The following is a 16,071-nucleotide window of genomic DNA, read 5'->3' as shown; positions in this document are numbered from 1 at the left end:
TTTAAATTGAGGTTTACAAGTTATAAATAGAAGATGCTTTCGGGCCCCATGTTAAATAGCAGGTCTAACACCGACAGATTGGGCAGGAACCCATGTTTCTGAGCGTACACCTGATAATAGGGCTTAGGCGAGAAATCGGCATCGGGTGCCGGATGTTTAGGGTTGATGGCTGAACGGTAGTCAGTCAGATCTATTGGTTCGGGGATGAACTCAGTTGTTCGGGCCACTTGGGGCTGAATATCGATGAGTTCGCACATTTTCTGGCTGATGGCCTCGTTAAAATCTACCAGATAGTCCCATCGCTGCTCAAAAAACGGGCGGATGTCGTCCTGGTAATACTCAAAGAAAGGCGATTCGCCATAAGCGCTCTGCAGGGCCATCCAGTGCAGATGGCGCCAGTTGCCATGATCGCTGATGCGGATATCCTTGATAAGAGGCGATGTGCCACGTTCAACGGGCACGGTAAGGGCTTGCACACCATTGGTGGTGGCTATCAGGCAGCGGTTGCGATAGGTCTGCTTCAGGAAACTCTCCCACTGTTCAATCAGCACAGTGTCAGCCCGATGCAGCTTCTGATACCACTGCACCGGGCCGAAATAGGTTGTACTGAGCAAAACCTGCATGGTTCTACCTTATTTAATATTATCTACGATGTTACCGATACGGCTCCAGCGAATGCCGCCAAATCCGTTGCGGTCGGGATCGCTACTCCACCAGATGAAGATAGGCTTACCCACAATATGATCCTCGGGCACAAATCCCCAGTAACGAGAGTCGGCCGAATTATGACGGTTATCACCCATCATCCAGTAGTAATCCAGCTTAAAGGTGTACTCGTTGGCCTGCTTGCCATTAATAAAAATCTTGCCATCGCGAACCTGCAGGTCGTTACCTTCGTAGGCACGGATACAACGCTCGTACATGGGCAGATTATCCAGCGAGAGATTGATGGTGGCACCCTTCTTGGGAATCCAGATAGGACCGTAGTTATCGCGGGTCCAGTGGTAGTTGCCGTTCTGTGGATACAGGCTCCATGTTTCGCGGTCGTAGTGGAAGCTGATGCCGTCGATCAGGTCGCCGCATTGTTTCATCTCGTTCACCACGCGATTGGTAAGTGGCATGTAACCATTATTATTCAGCGATACCAGTTCCTCCTGGGTAATGCCCCACTTCTCCATCTCCTCGTCGGTAAAATGGCGCTTCAGGCGCAGTTCGTAGGTGTACTGCACGTTGTCGGGCTCCTTATTGGCCTTGCCGTCCAGATATACCACGTGGTCCTTAATCTGCAAAGTTTGTCCGGGCAATCCCACACAACGCTTTACATAGTTCTCACGACGGTCGGTTGGACGGGTAGCAATCTCGCCAAACTCCTGTGGGTGGTCGGCGATAATCTTCTTGCCTGTCTCATAGATATCGGCGTACAGCTTCAGTCGCTGCTCGGCTGAAAGGTTATCGGGGTTGGGCATGTTGGGATAGTTGCCAACACCGTAGCCGTAGCACAGGTTGTAATATTCGGTCTGATACTGCAGGGCGGTACAGATGGTATCGCCGGCAGGATAGTTGAACACTACGATATCGTTCAGCTGCACGTTACCCAAGCCTTTTACACGACGATACTCCCAGTGTGGCCACTCAATGTAGCTCTTGCACTCTACCACAGGCAGGGTGTGCTGGGTAAGAGGCATCGTGAGTGGTGTCTGAGGAATACGTGGACCGTAGCTTACCTTCGACACAAACAGGTAATCGCCAGTCAACAGCGACTTTTCCAAAGAACTTGATGGAATCACGTAGTTCTGGAAGAAGAACTGATTGATGAAGTAAACGGCCACCAGCGCAAACACCAGGGCATCGATCCACGACATTACAAACTTAACGGGCTTTTCGGCCTCTTTCCACCACTGCCACTTGATTTTCTTGGTAATGTACACGTCAAAGATAAATGGTATTACCAGCAGTCCCCACCAACTGCCAACCCAATACAGGAAGAGCAGATACAGCACCAGCACGCCAATAAACTTGACCCACTGTACTTTGGGGTCGAATTCTTTCTTTTTTACCATTATCGCTAAGGCTTAGAATTTAAACATGTCGCTGATGGTGAGCAATCCCTGATGCTGACTTGTGTACTCGGCTGCCAGCACGGCTCCCAGGGCAAAACCCTTACGACTGTGGGCATCGTGAGTAATGGTAATCAGGTCGGCATCGCTATCATAGCGGATAGTGTGGATACCAGGCACCTCGCCTCTGCGGATATGATCTACACGCAGGTACTTCTTGTCGGTAGTATCCTCTTTCCAAGCTTCCTTGCGGTCGATATTGTCAACAATCTCCTCGGCCAATGTGATGGCAGTTCCGCTGGGATGGTCGAGCTTGTGCACATGATGTGTCTCCTCCATCTCCACATCGTACTGTGGGAACTGGTTCATAATCTTGGCCAGATAGCGGTTTACGGCAGAGAAAATGGCCACGCCGATTGAGAAGTTCGACGCCCAGAAGAGTGTTTTACCCTCCTGGCTGCAAGCCTTGCGCACCTCGTCGCCATGCTCGGTCATCCATCCGGTTGAACCACTAACAACTTTTACGCCCTTAGCCCACGCCTTAAGATAGTTGCCATAGGCAGCCTGTGGGGCAGTAAACTCGATGGCCACATCGGCCGATGCGAACTCAGGCGAATCGAAATCCTGCTGATTATCGATGTCGATAATACTTACAATCTCATGACCACGGTCGAGGGCTATCTGTTCAATCATCTTACCCATCTTGCCGTAGCCGATTAAAGCTATTTTCATAATTAATTCGAATTAAAACGCCGCAAAGATACTACTTTTTAGTCAACAAACACCCATTTTCAACAGAAAATAACTAAAAAATTTGCTGATATTAAAATAATGTAATACTTTTGCACCCTCAAAGGGAGTATAGAATTCTATTTCAGGAGATGAGAAAATCTATTTTTGACTTACTAGAACGTAAGGGAAAGCAGCCAGTCAGCATGCTGACGGCTTATGATTATCATACAGCTTGCACAATTGATGAAGCTGGAATCGACATGATTTTGGTTGGCGATTCGCTCGGCAACGTGATGCTGGGTTATGAGAATACACTTGCAGTAACAGTTGATGACATGATTCATCACGGTGCAGCCGTGTGCCGTGGTGCCAAACAGGCTTTTGTAGTTATCGATATGCCGTTTATGTCGTATCAGGTATCAATCGAAGATGCTGTACGCAATGCCGGACGCATCATGAAAGAAACTAACTGTCAGGCAGTTAAGCTTGAGGGCGGTGTGGAATATGCCGACCGTATCAAGGCTATCGTACAGGCAGGCATCCCTGTGGTGGCACATATCGGACTCACACCACAATCTGTTAATGCCATGGGTGGCTACAAGGTTCAGGGCAAATCGCTCGAACAGGCCAAGAAGCTTCTGGCTGATGCTAAAGCTGTAGAAGAGGCTGGTGCATTTGCCATCACATTGGAGTGTGTGCCTGCAGAATTGGCTAAGCTCGTTACCTCACAGACCAAGGCATTGACCATTGGTATCGGAGCTGGTAATGGCTGCGACGGCCAGGTGTTGGTTTATCAGGATATGCTGGGCTATAACAATGGCTTCATACCTAAGTTCGTGAAGAAATATGCCGACTTGCACAGTGTGATGCTTGAGGCTTTTAAACAATATAAACAAGAGTGTGAAGAGCGTACCTTCCCAGCAGCAGGACATACCTATGCCATCAGCGAAGAGGTGATGCAGGCGCTTTTTGAAACGGAGTTAGAAGAAGTAAGAAGATAAGAGAATATGAAAGTTGTTAAGACAGTAAAGGAGGTAAGAGAGATTGTAGCCGGTTGGCGTAAAGAGGGCCTGACCGTAGGACTGGTGCCTACGATGGGATTCCTGCACGAGGGTCATCAGAGCCTCATCCGCAAGTCGGCCAGTCAGAACGACCGCACGGTGGTTTCGGTTTTCGTTAACCCCATCCAGTTCGGTCCTAACGAGGATCTGGAGGCTTATCCACGCGATTTGAACCGCGATATGGAGAAGGTTGAAGAGGCTGGTGGCAACCTGATTTTCAACCCCGAGCCCGCCGAGATGTATCCTGGCCACTTTACATCGTTTATCGATACCACCGAGACTACCGAGCTGCTTTGTGGTGCCGTTCGCCCCGTTCACTTCCGTGGTGTGTGCACCGTAGTAGGTAAGCTCTTTAATATTGTTTGTCCCGATCGTGCTTACTTCGGACAGAAGGATGCCCAGCAGCTGGCTACCGTTAAGCGCTTTGTGCGCGATCTTAACTTCCCCGTGGAGATTGTGCCCTGCCCCATCGTTCGCGAGGACGACGGACTGGCAAAATCGAGCCGTAACACTTATCTGAATGCCGACGAGCGCCAGGCAGCGCTGATTCTTTCAAAGAGTCTGAAGTTAGGAAAACAGGCTATCGAGGCTGGCGAGCGCGATGCACAGAAGGTGATCGACATCATCCGCCAGAACCTGGAGACCGAGCCTATGGCCCGTATCGACTATGTTGAGGTGGTTGACTTTGAGAATATCCAGCGCACAGCGCGTATCGAAGGCGAGGTGCTGGTGGCTATCGCCGTTTATATCGGCAAGACCCGACTGATTGATAATTTCATCGTAAATATTTAAGATAGGTATGGATATAACGCTGCTGAAGGCAAAGATACATCGTGCTGTGGTTACCCAGGCCGATCTGGATTACGTGGGCAGTATCACTATCGACTCTGATTTGCTGCGTGAGAGCGGCATTCTGGAGTACGAAAAAGTAGAGATTGCCGATATCAATAACGGCAGTCGCTTTGCCACCTATGCCATTGCTGGCGAGGCTGGATCGGGCATTATCTGCCTGAACGGTGCCGCTGCCAAGTGCGTGAACGTAGGCGACAAGGTGATTATCATGGCCTATGCCACGATGACGCCTGAGGAGGCTCGCGAACATAAGCCTACTGTGCTGTTTGTAGATGAGCACAACAAGGTGGTTCGCAAGGCCAACTACGAGAAGCACGGACTGCTGGTTGAACAGTAAAAACGTAAAATATATGCTGACGGGAAAGACGATTGTGCTGGGCGTTACGGGCGGTATTGCTGCCTACAAGAGCGCCAACCTGGCTTCGATGCTCATTAAGCTGCATGCCGATGTGCATGTGATTATGACGCAGAACGCCACCAAGTTTATTACGCCCATGACGTTCGAAACGCTTACCAACAATAAGTGCATTGTTGATACCTTCGACCGCAACTTCTCGTTCGATGTCAAGCATGTATCGCTGGCCAAGCGCGGCGATCTGTTTATTGTGGCTCCCTGTACAGCAAATGTCATCGGCAAACTGGCTCACGGCATCTGCGACGATATGCTTACCACCACCATGCTGGCCACTCGCGCTCCCAAACTGATTGCGCCCGCCATGAATACCGGCATGTGGGAGAACCCCATTCTGCAGGACAATCTTACCAAGCTGAAAGGATATGGCTATCATATCATCGATCCTATCATAGGCCGACTGGCTTGTGGCGATACGGGCACAGGCAAGATGCAGGCAGAAGAGGTAATCGTAGAGCATATCCTATCGTTTATGGCCAAGGAAAAGGACCTTGCAGGCAAGCGCTATCTCATTACCGCAGGCCCTACACAAGAGGCTATCGACCCCGTGCGCTATATCACCAACCACTCATCGGGCAAAATGGGCTACGCCATCGCTAAAATGGCCCGTTTACGTGGTGCTCAGGTCACACTGGTGTCGGGTCCCGTTAACATCAAGCCTTTCTGTGGCGTAGATGTGGTGCCTGTTAAGAGCGCAGCCGATATGTTCGAGGCTGTTACCAGCCGTAGCGCTGAGGCCGATGTGGTGATTATGTGCAGCGCGGTGGCCGACTACACACCCGCCGTTTATGCCGACCAGAAGGTGAAAAAGCACGACGGCGACCTACAGATTGAACTCAAACGAACACAAGATATTCTTGGTTGGCTGGGCGAACACAAGCCCGCCAACCAGACTTTGGTGGGATTCTCGATGGAAACAGAGAATCTGATTGAAAACTCGCGCGCCAAACTCCTGAAGAAGCATGCCCAGCTGATTTGCGCCAACTCGATTGCTGGCGGCAACACAGGCTTTGCTGTTGATACCAACAAGGTAACACTCATCAGCAGCCAGGAGGTAAAAGAGCTGCCACTCTGCTCGAAGGAGGAAACAGCCGACCTGATTATCGACCATATCCAAACCCTTGCGTAACGTATGCATATACTCATAGATATCGGCAATTCTACCGTGGTAGTTGCTTTGGCTGATGGCCAAGGTAACATCGCCGACACGTGGCGTTTCAAGACCAAGAAAGAAGAAACGGCCAGTTTTTATCGCTATGAACTGCGCCAAGGCTTGCGCAAATACGGTGTAGAGGTAGCTGATATCCAGCAGATTACCATCTCGTCGGTAGTTCCCGAGGTGAACGATGATATGGCCCAGGCCATTACCGACCTGACGGGCTTGCAGCCCCACTTCTTCTCGATTGCCGATGCCCAGGGCATTATCTCGATAGATGTGGAATCGCCCGCCCAGTTGGGTAAAGACCGATTGGCCGACGCCATCGGTGCTGCCTGCTGCTATGGTGTGCCCGCCATCGTCATCGACTTTGGTACAGCCACCACCATCGGCGTTATCGACGAAAACCGAGTGTTCCGCGGTGGAATCATCATCCCTGGCGTTAAAACCTCGATGAACGCTCTCAGCGCCCGCGCCTCGCAGCTGCCCGCCATCACCATCGAGAAGCCTCAGCATCTGATTGGTCGCAACACCCTCGAGTGCATGCAGAGCGGCATCGTTAACGGCACAGCAGCCATGATTGATGGTCTTATCGACCAACTGCTGCCCACCCTAAACGGCGAACCCCACATCATCGCCACCGGCGGCATGTCGCGCACCATCGCTCAGCATTGCCACCACCAAATCACCATCGACCCCTACCTCCTCTTCAAAGGCCTCTTCCAGGCCAAATAACTTAAATCTTGTTATTATTCTAACTTTTAAGATAGAACCTTCCCCTGACATCTACAAAGATAATACTTTTTTTAATTAAATCATAATTAACAAAAAAAATATTTGGAACTTTCAAATATTCTCCTTATATTTGCAGTCAAATAAATAATCGTTTATGGACACAACCGCATTAAATCCGACCCAGATGCATTTGTTGAAGATGTTTGCATTCAACAACAGCGAAGAGTATGCCCGTGAGGTTCAGGAAGTATTGACCCGTCATTTCCAGAACCGTCTCAATGCCGAGGCTGATCGCTTGTGGGATGAGGGCATCTTGGATCAAGACAAGTTAGACGAAATCCGCAAAATGGATCTTCATTCTAAATGAACTGATGGCAAGACTCGTTATTGATACAAATAGTCTCTTACAATGCATTTCCCGTCGTAGCAGATATCACGATTTGTGGGTTTCTCTGCTTGATGGGCGTAATATTTTGTGTGTAACAACTGAGATTCTTGAGGAATATACAGAGATACTGCAGAGGTTTACGAGTCCAGAGTTTACTGAAGCTGCCCTAGGAGTGATTACAAACAATCCATATACACAGTTTGTGACACCTTACTTTCATTTTAAGTTGATTATTTCCGACCCTGATGACGATAAGTTTGTAGATTGTGCCATTGCTGCCAATGCAAAGTTTGTCGTAACTGATGACGGCCATTTTGATGTGCTTAAGCAAATAGATTTCCCCAAGGTCGAAATAATCGGTCTGGATGATATGATTTGCAATTTATAAAAATGGGCTAGTCGGACCATTGTGGCGCGTAGCATCGCCCGCCGCTTGGCGACGAGGCCGATGAGAGTTACCGCAAATCAAAGGATAATCGCCTGCCACAGAACCATCCCCTGACATCGGAAGAAAAATTGCAAAATATTTGGAGTGTATTAATTAAATTCTTATCTTTGCACCGTTCAGTCCTGGTAGTCCCTGAAGTTTTTCAAACTATCAGGTGTTTTTTTGCTCAAAATTTCACCCTGCCCGTTTTTACAACATACTCAGTACAACGCCAAGTTGCGGGTATACTAAAAATGCCCCGCGTCGTCGCGACGAAGGGCACTTGAACTTAAAATTACGATAACGTTCTTATTATGTAATAAGTATCCGCATGAATATAAAAAACAGGAACTACCAGTTTCTGATACTGAAACTGATAGTTTCCTACTTTGGGACCAAACAGATTATAATATGGCTGATGATGACATGTGGATAGTTTCTCGAAAAGCGAAACCTGGCTTCAAATATATTTACACAATTAAATTCGGAGGCGATGAGGATCCCTTACCCCGATTTTGTTCCCTAGTTAGGGAAAATTTGCTACCTCACTAGGGATATATTTTTTCTATTAATACCCGCAAAATGCGGGCGCGCGCGAGCATCATAATACGATTAAAAATATTTTACCTTTTGATGATTATAGCCCTTATATGGATAGTACGGAAGTATTTGTGCGATAATCGTAAAGTATCTGTTAGATTGCCGTAATGCAGAGTAGAAACGTGGAAACAGGGAAAACGGGAATCGGGGTGGTTTTAGTTAGCAACGAGGAAAGCTAATAATTAGATAAATGATACGATTATCATTTTTATTATTTATATACCTATCTATAGCTTATGCTCGCTGCCAAACCATACCTACTCCACGTTTCCCTGTTTCCCTGTTTCTCGATATATTTTTTGTGCAAAATCAGATTAATTCGGCAGAATGTTGTATCTTTGCACAAAAATTACAAAAAACAAGATGAGTAACATAACACCTAAGCAACTCTTTGAACGCATTAAGAAGAATGCCTTTAAGGATATCGACCTTGCACCAGTAACCAAGCTGCAAGGCAATGAGCTACGTATATTTACGCTAGAACAACTGGAGCGACTGAGGGGTTGGCTGCCCAATGCCAATGCTGCACTGTGGCTGGGCGACCAGTTCTGGACGGCCGACCGTAATCTGACAATGATTACCGACCCACACCCCTGGTTGGCAGATGAGTGGGAGATGAAGGAACGCGAACAGCTACCCGACCTGAGCGACGATGAATACACAATAGCCTGCTGGATAAAAGAGCTGGCCCTGCTGTCGCACGATTTGTACTGTCACGAGCCGTTTGATGTGGAGCAACTTGGCGACGGGCTGCAAGGACGATTCGCACAAACCGATTTGTACAAGGACAGCTTCAGATACGACAACAAGGCGCTGGTGGAGTGGATAAAAAACACACCCTATCGCCACATTGCAGCTATGGTGTGCTACACGATGGCCGACCAAGAGATGGACTGGGCAGTGCAGAACAATCAGGCCGTGCAGGACTACTATGCGATGGAGTGCTGGCGCGATTTTGGCGACTGGGGCAAGCTGGAGGATTGCGAGGATTTTATTAGTCGCAGTCTTACGGCCATGCAGCAGATAGAGGAACACTACGCTAAAGGCCACGCCGAAGGGTTGAACGATGAGGAGATACGTGTGCTTGATATCATGTTCGGCTTTGCACCACACAACTACTGTGCCGACGATTATCCTGCTGTTCGCGACATCTGTGCTGCTGCTCAGAAGCATCTGCCCCAAACACCTTATATTAAGAGCGAGCAAGGCCTGCGCGCCTACGGCAAGGCTGTGTATGCCGACTTGGAGAAGATATTTGCCAAGCACGATATGACCTGGGACCCAAGCGATGCTACCGACCTGACGATGGGCTATCTGGATGCATGGGTTTACGACAAATACTATAACGGATAAAGGGGGCAATCAGCATGCAGACAAGTAGATTATCGGTCGATGCGAAGAATCGTGTCGATGAAATACAAGCGAGGGCTGATGCCATATTCGACTACGAATGGCTATTCCAACTATTGTGGGATGAATTCAGAAAGAATACAGCCAAACAGCGCCTAAATGAGTTTTGCGACGACCTGCAACAGGAAAAAGAACGCCGCTTTCTTTGGACCTTTGTAGAGAGTCATCGCTCGTCGCTTAGCGAAATAAAGGATATATACAAAGGCTTGTTCGAGGATGACGATTTCGGAATCCTACTCTACGAAGAACGCACGAAACTGATAGATGAGTTTGCCTCAATGCACTTATCTACCAGATGGAGCCACATTTATCGCCCTCAGGACAAAAACAAGCCCAACGATTCTTGGAAAAGGTTTGTGCAGAATCTGAATTTCGATGATGAACGCGAGGTTAAAAAGATAGAACGTTTCATGTATCTTTTGGACAAGATATGCCTGATTACCGACCTGCTTACCAGCCGCGATACCGACTCTTTGGGCGAGATAAGTCTTGTGAACTATCGCAGGGCACGCCTGAACTTGAAAGCGCCACAAACCAACGAGCCACCTAGAGAAACGCTGATTAAGGCTATCAAACAATGCGAGGAACAATTTAAGTTTCAAACTGCCTGGGCTGTTGTGCGCGTACTTTGTACCGAGGACTTCGGTTCGAACATGAACAAATCGGAGTTTGAGCGCTATGCACAGGATTTGCTGAAAGACCCGCAACTCGCGGATTTCAAGCAGGGTTGCCCCAATGGCACCATTCAGAGCGCCGAAACGGGTAAGAATGGTTCTGGAAAATTCTTTCTGCTACATTCTTCACTGTGGCCCATTAACGACGGATATACATGGGCTATCGACTTGATGGCAAAACTAAGGCAGGCCATTAAAATTATTGAAATAGAACAGAAAGCCGAAGAGCAAAAGCGGCTATACAAGCTGTCGGAGAAAGGATTTTAGGTCCTTTGTCTTAGAAATCTCAGACAATAGTCTAAGAATTTGGTAGCACAAATAGAGATAGTCTCAGAATTCTGAGACTATTTTTTTGTGATTCTCAGACAGAAGGGGGCCGTTTTTCAGATGTTGTAATTTTGCACCCGAGTTCGGGACAATCCCGGCTTGCGGCAAGCCCCCGTAGTGGCCCCGCTCATGTATCACTAAAAATTTAAAAGTTATGTTACAGACAACAACAAACAATTTCGCAACCTGTTCGAACGGACTCTACGAGCCCATGACAGAAATGACCGCCGAATGGTTCGACGGCACAACCAAGTGCGCAAGCACAAGTGAGTTAATCAACGCTTATCGCAGCACCAAGTCGGCCAAGAAGAAGAGCCAGCTGCCCGTGTGCTGCTTCCAGGCAAGTTTCGGCCTTTCTATTAATAAGGTAGGTGTAGAGGCCACCTGGCGCGAGAGCACAGCATCGCATCTTACTGGTCTGGCAGTAATCGATCTGGACCATGTGGAGAATCCTCTGGAGATCGTAGATTGTATTCTTGGTCGCGAGGACTTTAGTGAGCTGGGCATCCTGCTCATCTACATCACACCTTCAGGCCAGGGAATCAAGATTGTATTCATCGCACGTCCTGAGTGGGGAAACCTGATGGACAATCAGTACGAAATGGCCCAGTTGCTGGGCGTGCTCGCCGTTGTCGACTCTGGTTGCAAGGACGCTGCTCGAGCCTCGTTCGTGCCTAAATTTGACGATGTGAAGTTCCTCGACGAGAGCCTCTTTACCTACAGCAATCCTGCCTACGACGAGCAGTACGGCGATCTGTATCGCAAGAAGCCTGCCAAGAGCGGTCCTACACAGAAGAAGTGGAAAGACTATGAGAAAGAACTTCGTGCCAAGAAGAAGGCCGAGAAGGCCGCAAAAGAATCAAAGGCCGTTGATGCTATTCTGGACCGCGTGTTTGGCAAGAGCGATGAGTCCAAAAATGGACCTATCGCGCCCGTTGAATCAACCGAACCTGCTTATCACGGCGTGCCTTACGCTAAGATTGCCACCGCTTTGGTTAACGAACTGGGCGAGCCCCAGACAGGCGATCGCCACAAGACGATGATGCAGATGGGCAACATGCTCAGCGTCATCTGCGACAACAATCCCCAGCTGCTCACTACCATCATGCAGGGTCTGCCTTTCGTTCAGAGCCTCATCAATGAGCGTGGACTGCAGGAGGTAGAGCGTGCGATGAGTTACATCACAGAGAACTCTACCTACATCTATCCCTCGAAAGAGCTGAAAAAGGCCATGAAAACTGCTGGTGTAAAGGAACCTGAGAGGGGTTCGAACGACGATCTGGCCCAGTTGCCTCTGGCCGAATGGGCTGATAAGATCGAGGCTTTGATGCCCTACTACCCTTGTCTGCGTGAGATTTGTGTGGGATTGCCTCGCGAGGTATGGCCTGCAGCCGTATTTGTTGGCGCTGCCTTCTTTGGCACACTGATGACCCGTTGCACCTACCGATATTGGTTCAAACCCAACGAGAAGAAGCGCCTTAACTATTGCGTTTTGATTATTGGCGATCCCGCCAGCGGTAAGTCGTTCGCTGTACGTCTCGACAAATTAATCCTGGCACCCATCAAGAATCAGTCGAGCAAGGCATCGGATGCAGTAAATAAGTACAAGCGCGAGACGATGGCTCGTAGCACATCCACCAAAGCCCAGGACCAGGATGCGCTGCAGAAGCCTACAGAGATAGACCGCTATATGATTCCTCGCACCGCTAACGGCGTGTTTATCGAGAATATGGTAAACGCCAAGGAGATTGTGAACGGCGAAGAAATGAACCTGCACATGGTAACCTTCGACTCTGAGCTTACCAACTCAACCAAAATGCAGAAAAGCGGTAGCTGGATTGACAAGACGGCCATGGAGCTGAAAGCCTTCCACAACGAGGAAGATGGCCAGAAATATGCCAACGAGAAGTCGTACAGCGGTTTCTTCAATGTGTACTGGAATTTTGTATACACAGGCACACCCGATTCGCTTGACGACAAGGTGAATGCACGCACCTTTGGTAGCGGACTGGCCACACGACTGGCCACCATACCTATGCCCGAACCCACATTCGATCTGGAGTCGCTGATGGTTCAGGCCAACGACTGCACTGAGGCCGACATTACCATTAGCGAATGGGCCGAAAAACTCAACAGTCGCTATGGCGAGCTACCCCTCGACAAGCTGTCGCAGTGCACCTACGACTGGACTGCAAATCGCATGAAGATAGCTGAGTTTAACAACAAGGACAAGGCCGATCTGATGCTCATCAAGCGCGTGGGCTACTACGGCATGAACATCCCTGCACCCTTCATCGACATGCGCCACTGGAACGAGCGCGAGCAAAACGGCACCTACGAGGTTGATGACATCGACGTAAGCTTCTGTCAGTTGATATTGGATATTCAGTATCGCTGCCAGCATCACTTCTATGGCAGTCTGGCCTACAACTACTACGACAATCAGGCACGCGACAAGGCCGCAAACTACACCTGTCACACATCGCGTTTCGCCCAGTGTTTCAAGATGTTGCCCGATAAATTCTCACGCCAGCAGTTTGCCAAGACCTTCGACATCGCTAATCCCGACTCATGTGGCAAGCAAATCGACGGCCTTATCAAAGAAGGCGCCATCGTACGCCTAAAGCGCGACAGCTATGAAAAGAAAGTAGTAAATCTCTAAATCCCGCCAATCGAGAAACAGGGAAACAGGGAAACGTGGAATCAGGCCACGTTTCCCTACACGATCAGCAGGCATCTGCCCTCTGATCAGAAATCAAGTCGGTAGAAGATGTTTGGGAATGCGATACCGCCATCGTCTATGCGGACATCGCGAGTTCCCAGGTCGAAGCGCTGGTACTGTGGCACCTTGGCGCCCAGAACATTCAGACCCTCGAAAGCGATGGTGTGGCTCACCTTACGCTTGTTGATCTTATAGCTGATGGTGAGATCCACTACGCCTGTTGGATCGAAGCGCTTGGTGAATTCCTCGCCTTCCTTGTAGATAGGATCATCATCAATGATACCCATGTTCACACGGGCACGCATCTGATCTACGTCGACAGGTGTGTAGCGCAGACCACCCTGGATGCTGTACTTGGCACTCACGTTCAGCACGTTCTTACCAATCATCCACTCCTTACCGCCCAGGATCTTGAACATGAAACCACGGTCGTACAGCTGGTTGCGCCATACCTTATCCTGTCCGCGATACTCTGCCTTATAGAGCGAGAAGTTGGTCTGTCCGAAGAATCCATGCGACATGTAGTGCTCCAAGGTGATGTCACCGCCATAGTTGCGGGTATTGCCCTTGTTCACCAGTGGCTCGTCGGTATAGTTGTAGTAACGGTTTGTCACACAATAGGTGCTGCCGTTGATGCCCACTGGCGTGTCGAATCCATACTCGTAGAAGGCATTCACGCGCAGTGTCAGGTTGCTGTTGAACTTATGCATGTAGGTGGCATGCAGGTGGTGTGCCTTGGTCAGTCCCAGGTCCTTGTTGACCAGACGGTCGTTGCCGTCGCGATAGAAGTAAGCGTCGAGCTTCTCAATCATTGAGTGCAGACCGTAACCCATCGAGAAACTGTTCTTCTCGTTTGGTTCCCACTTGAAGCTCACGCGTGGCTCAATCGAGAGGTCTTTCGAGAGCAGGAAGTAGTTGCCAGAGATACCTGCTGACAGACTGAACTTGTCGCTCAGGTTAAAGATGTTATGCCAGAACAGGTTGGCCAGTCCGGTGTTGTCCTTCATCTTGGTATATTCAGTCATGGGGTTCACCGTATCGTAGAGCTTGTCGTGCGAGCGGTAGTAGAGGTTGAAGAAACGATGCGAGTATTCACCACCGAACTGTGTGAGCCACTTGCTGGTGACCTGCTTCGAGAGCTCTGTGTTGAATACCAGTCGGTCTTCGTTCATCTGCTGCTGGCTGTAGGGGTACATCTTACTCTTTGGGTTGTTGGGATCCTCGTATGCCAATGGCTGCTTGATGGTACCATTTTCAGTGCGTGCAAACCCATAGTAATGCATGTTGCTCTTCAGGTGCTGCATATTGTAGGCCACAGTGGTGCGCCAGGTCCACTTGTTGTTGAAGTGGATTTTGTGAGATGCACCTGCCAGAATCTGCGTCAGTTTGCTGTCATTATTCGAAGCGTCGTAAACCGAATGCGCATCTTCAATCTTCAATGGGTCGTCGTGGTTAGTATCAAACAGACCTAAACCGAAAATAGAGAAGGTACCAGCACGCTTGGTGGGGAAGTTCAGCTTGACTGAGAAATCTTGGAAGCCCAAGTGCGAACCCTCAGTGTCAACCAGTCCCAGTTTATCTACCAGTGATGTGAAACCATATCGGTAGTTGATGATGTAGCTGCTGTTGTTCTTGCGAGAGATAGGACCCTCGAGCGTCAACTCCTCTGATACGGTACCAATCTGCAGGATGTTCTCGTGCTTGGAGTTGTTTCCCGAGCGCATCTTCACGTCGAACACACCACTCAGGGCGTTGTTGTAGTTGGCGTTGAAGGTCGAAGTAAAGAAGTCGCTGTTGGCAATCACGTTCGAGTTCATACCGCTCACCAGTCCGTAACCGGCATTCCACATATCGTTAAAGTGGTTGGGTGTAAACACCTCAACGCCCTCAATGCGGTACTGCATGCGCTCAGGTGCATTACCATGAATCGAGAGTCCGCTACCACCAGCATCACCCGATACGCCGGCAAACGACATCACCAGTCGGGCAGGGTCGTTATAACCGCCTGCAAATCGGCTGGCCTCTTCCATCGAGAGCATCACACCACCGGTGAGTACCGACGGGTTAACGGTGGCCTCCTTGTTTACACGGGGCTTAACCACCACCTCCTTCAGCTCGGTGCTGTTCTCGCGCAGGGCAATCTCCAGCACTACCTCCTTGGGTCCCGAAATCAGGATTTCCTTCATCACACTGGGCTCGTAACCAATATAGTTGGTCTCGATGGTGAAACGTCCGCCCTTGCTTATCTTGATGGTAAAGTTACCATCCATGTCGGCAACAGCAGCCGCATTCTCTAATTCTGCAATTTTTACCGTAGCACCAATCAGCGCTTCGCCCGTAACAGCATCTTTTACAGTTCCACGCAGGGTTTCGGCCTGCACGCTCATAGTTCCGCAAAGTAAAATAGCGGTCGACAAGAGGTTAATAATCGTTGTTTTGCTCATAAAAATAATTGTTTTAGATATTATAAATTCTGAAATTCATCTCACGATGTACGCTGCAAATATACAACTATTTT

At 49.2% G+C, this 16,071-nt stretch carries 14 protein-coding genes; 10 read left to right on the top strand and 4 right to left on the bottom strand.

Features of this window, described 5'->3' with window-relative positions; all coding sequences use genetic code 11:
- Nucleotides 1–20: 20 nt before the first annotated feature.
- The 3 genes from T499_RS0108520 to dapB are packed head-to-tail and all read right to left on the bottom strand — an operon-like array spanning nucleotide 21 to nucleotide 2,789.
- Nucleotides 21–623: a WbqC family protein gene (locus T499_RS0108520; RefSeq protein WP_033150640.1), complete on the bottom strand. Its 603-nt coding sequence runs from the start codon at nucleotides 621–623 to the stop codon at nucleotides 21–23.
- Nucleotides 624–632: 9 nt separating this feature from the next.
- Nucleotides 633–2,060, bottom strand: coding sequence for a signal peptidase I (gene lepB, locus T499_RS0108515; protein WP_033150639.1), 1,428 nt, complete (start codon nucleotides 2,058–2,060; stop codon nucleotides 633–635).
- 12 nt (nucleotides 2,061–2,072) lie between these two features.
- Entirely contained in the window at nucleotides 2,073–2,789 is a 717-nt protein-coding gene (gene dapB, locus T499_RS0108510) for a 4-hydroxy-tetrahydrodipicolinate reductase (RefSeq protein ID WP_033150638.1), read from the bottom strand.
- Between the two features lie 149 nt (nucleotides 2,790–2,938).
- Here dapB and panB point away from each other — a divergent pair, with 149 nt between their 5' ends.
- The 10 genes from panB (at nucleotide 2,939) to T499_RS0108460 (ending at nucleotide 13,493) form a co-directional block, all read left to right on the top strand.
- Nucleotides 2,939–3,790 carry a 3-methyl-2-oxobutanoate hydroxymethyltransferase gene (gene panB / locus T499_RS0108505; RefSeq protein ID WP_033150637.1) on the top strand — a complete coding sequence of 284 codons (852 nt, stop codon included), beginning with the start codon at nucleotides 2,939–2,941 and terminating at the stop codon, nucleotides 3,788–3,790.
- 6 nt (nucleotides 3,791–3,796) lie between these two features.
- A complete protein-coding gene (gene panC, locus T499_RS0108500) occupies nucleotides 3,797–4,642 on the top strand; it encodes a pantoate--beta-alanine ligase (RefSeq protein WP_033150636.1) in 846 nt (281 codons plus the stop codon).
- A gap of 7 nt (nucleotides 4,643–4,649) precedes the next feature.
- Entirely contained in the window at nucleotides 4,650–5,039 is a 390-nt protein-coding gene (gene panD / locus T499_RS0108495) for an aspartate 1-decarboxylase (protein ID WP_033150635.1), read from the top strand.
- 13 nt (nucleotides 5,040–5,052) lie between these two features.
- Complete coding sequence (gene coaBC / locus T499_RS0108490; protein WP_033150795.1) at nucleotides 5,053–6,243, top strand: bifunctional phosphopantothenoylcysteine decarboxylase/phosphopantothenate--cysteine ligase CoaBC; 1,191 nt, start codon at nucleotides 5,053–5,055, stop codon at nucleotides 6,241–6,243.
- A gap of 3 nt (nucleotides 6,244–6,246) precedes the next feature.
- Entirely contained in the window at nucleotides 6,247–7,005 is a 759-nt protein-coding gene (locus T499_RS0108485; RefSeq protein ID WP_033150634.1) for a type III pantothenate kinase, read from the top strand.
- Nucleotides 7,006–7,189: 184 nt separating this feature from the next.
- A complete protein-coding gene (locus tag T499_RS0108480) occupies nucleotides 7,190–7,372 on the top strand; it encodes a hypothetical protein (protein WP_369793384.1) in 183 nt (60 codons plus the stop codon).
- A gap of 4 nt (nucleotides 7,373–7,376) precedes the next feature.
- On the top strand, nucleotides 7,377–7,781 hold the full coding sequence (locus tag T499_RS0108475) for a putative toxin-antitoxin system toxin component, PIN family (RefSeq protein WP_033150632.1): 405 nt from the start codon (nucleotides 7,377–7,379) through the stop codon (nucleotides 7,779–7,781).
- Nucleotides 7,782–8,783: 1,002 nt separating this feature from the next.
- Nucleotides 8,784–9,773, top strand: coding sequence for a hypothetical protein (locus T499_RS0108470; protein WP_033150631.1), 990 nt, complete (start codon nucleotides 8,784–8,786; stop codon nucleotides 9,771–9,773).
- 14 nt (nucleotides 9,774–9,787) lie between these two features.
- Nucleotides 9,788–10,771, top strand: a complete 984-nt coding sequence (locus T499_RS0108465; protein WP_033150630.1) for a hypothetical protein — start codon at nucleotides 9,788–9,790, stop codon at nucleotides 10,769–10,771.
- 214 nt (nucleotides 10,772–10,985) lie between these two features.
- Complete coding sequence (locus T499_RS0108460) at nucleotides 10,986–13,493, top strand: BT4734/BF3469 family protein (protein WP_084163034.1); 2,508 nt, start codon at nucleotides 10,986–10,988, stop codon at nucleotides 13,491–13,493.
- 86 nt (nucleotides 13,494–13,579) lie between these two features.
- On the opposite strand, the gene T499_RS0108455 is transcribed toward T499_RS0108460, so the two are convergent.
- Nucleotides 13,580–15,997: a TonB-dependent receptor gene (locus T499_RS0108455; RefSeq protein ID WP_084163032.1), complete on the bottom strand. Its 2,418-nt coding sequence runs from the start codon at nucleotides 15,995–15,997 to the stop codon at nucleotides 13,580–13,582.
- Nucleotides 15,998–16,071 lie beyond the last annotated feature (74 nt).

Source organism: Prevotella sp. RM4, assembly GCF_000701965.1.
Classification (GTDB): Bacteria; Bacteroidota; Bacteroidia; order Bacteroidales; family Bacteroidaceae; genus Prevotella; species Prevotella ruminicola.
Note: the sequence above shows the minus strand (reverse complement) of the source record. Positions and strands in the feature narration are given on the sequence as shown.

Coding starts and splice junctions, on each gene's coding strand:
- T499_RS0108475 (WP_033150632.1), top strand. CDS start 7,377: ATGGCAAGACTCGTTATTGATACAAATAGTCTCTTACAATGCATTTCC.
- lepB (WP_033150639.1), bottom strand. CDS start 2,060: ATGGTAAAAAAGAAAGAATTCGACCCCAAAGTACAGTGGGTCAAGTTT.
- T499_RS0108480 (WP_369793384.1), top strand. CDS start 7,190: ATGCATTTGTTGAAGATGTTTGCATTCAACAACAGCGAAGAGTATGCC.
- T499_RS0108520 (WP_033150640.1), bottom strand. CDS start 623: ATGCAGGTTTTGCTCAGTACAACCTATTTCGGCCCGGTGCAGTGGTAT.
- panC (WP_033150636.1), top strand. CDS start 3,797: ATGAAAGTTGTTAAGACAGTAAAGGAGGTAAGAGAGATTGTAGCCGGT.
- dapB (WP_033150638.1), bottom strand. CDS start 2,789: ATGAAAATAGCTTTAATCGGCTACGGCAAGATGGGTAAGATGATTGAA.
- panB (WP_033150637.1), top strand. CDS start 2,939: ATGAGAAAATCTATTTTTGACTTACTAGAACGTAAGGGAAAGCAGCCA.
- T499_RS0108455 (WP_084163032.1), bottom strand. CDS start 15,997: ATGAGCAAAACAACGATTATTAACCTCTTGTCGACCGCTATTTTACTT.
- T499_RS0108465 (WP_033150630.1), top strand. CDS start 9,788: ATGCAGACAAGTAGATTATCGGTCGATGCGAAGAATCGTGTCGATGAA.
- panD (WP_033150635.1), top strand. CDS start 4,650: ATGGATATAACGCTGCTGAAGGCAAAGATACATCGTGCTGTGGTTACC.
- T499_RS0108485 (WP_033150634.1), top strand. CDS start 6,247: ATGCATATACTCATAGATATCGGCAATTCTACCGTGGTAGTTGCTTTG.
- T499_RS0108460 (WP_084163034.1), top strand. CDS start 10,986: ATGTTACAGACAACAACAAACAATTTCGCAACCTGTTCGAACGGACTC.
- T499_RS0108470 (WP_033150631.1), top strand. CDS start 8,784: ATGAGTAACATAACACCTAAGCAACTCTTTGAACGCATTAAGAAGAAT.
- coaBC (WP_033150795.1), top strand. CDS start 5,053: ATGCTGACGGGAAAGACGATTGTGCTGGGCGTTACGGGCGGTATTGCT.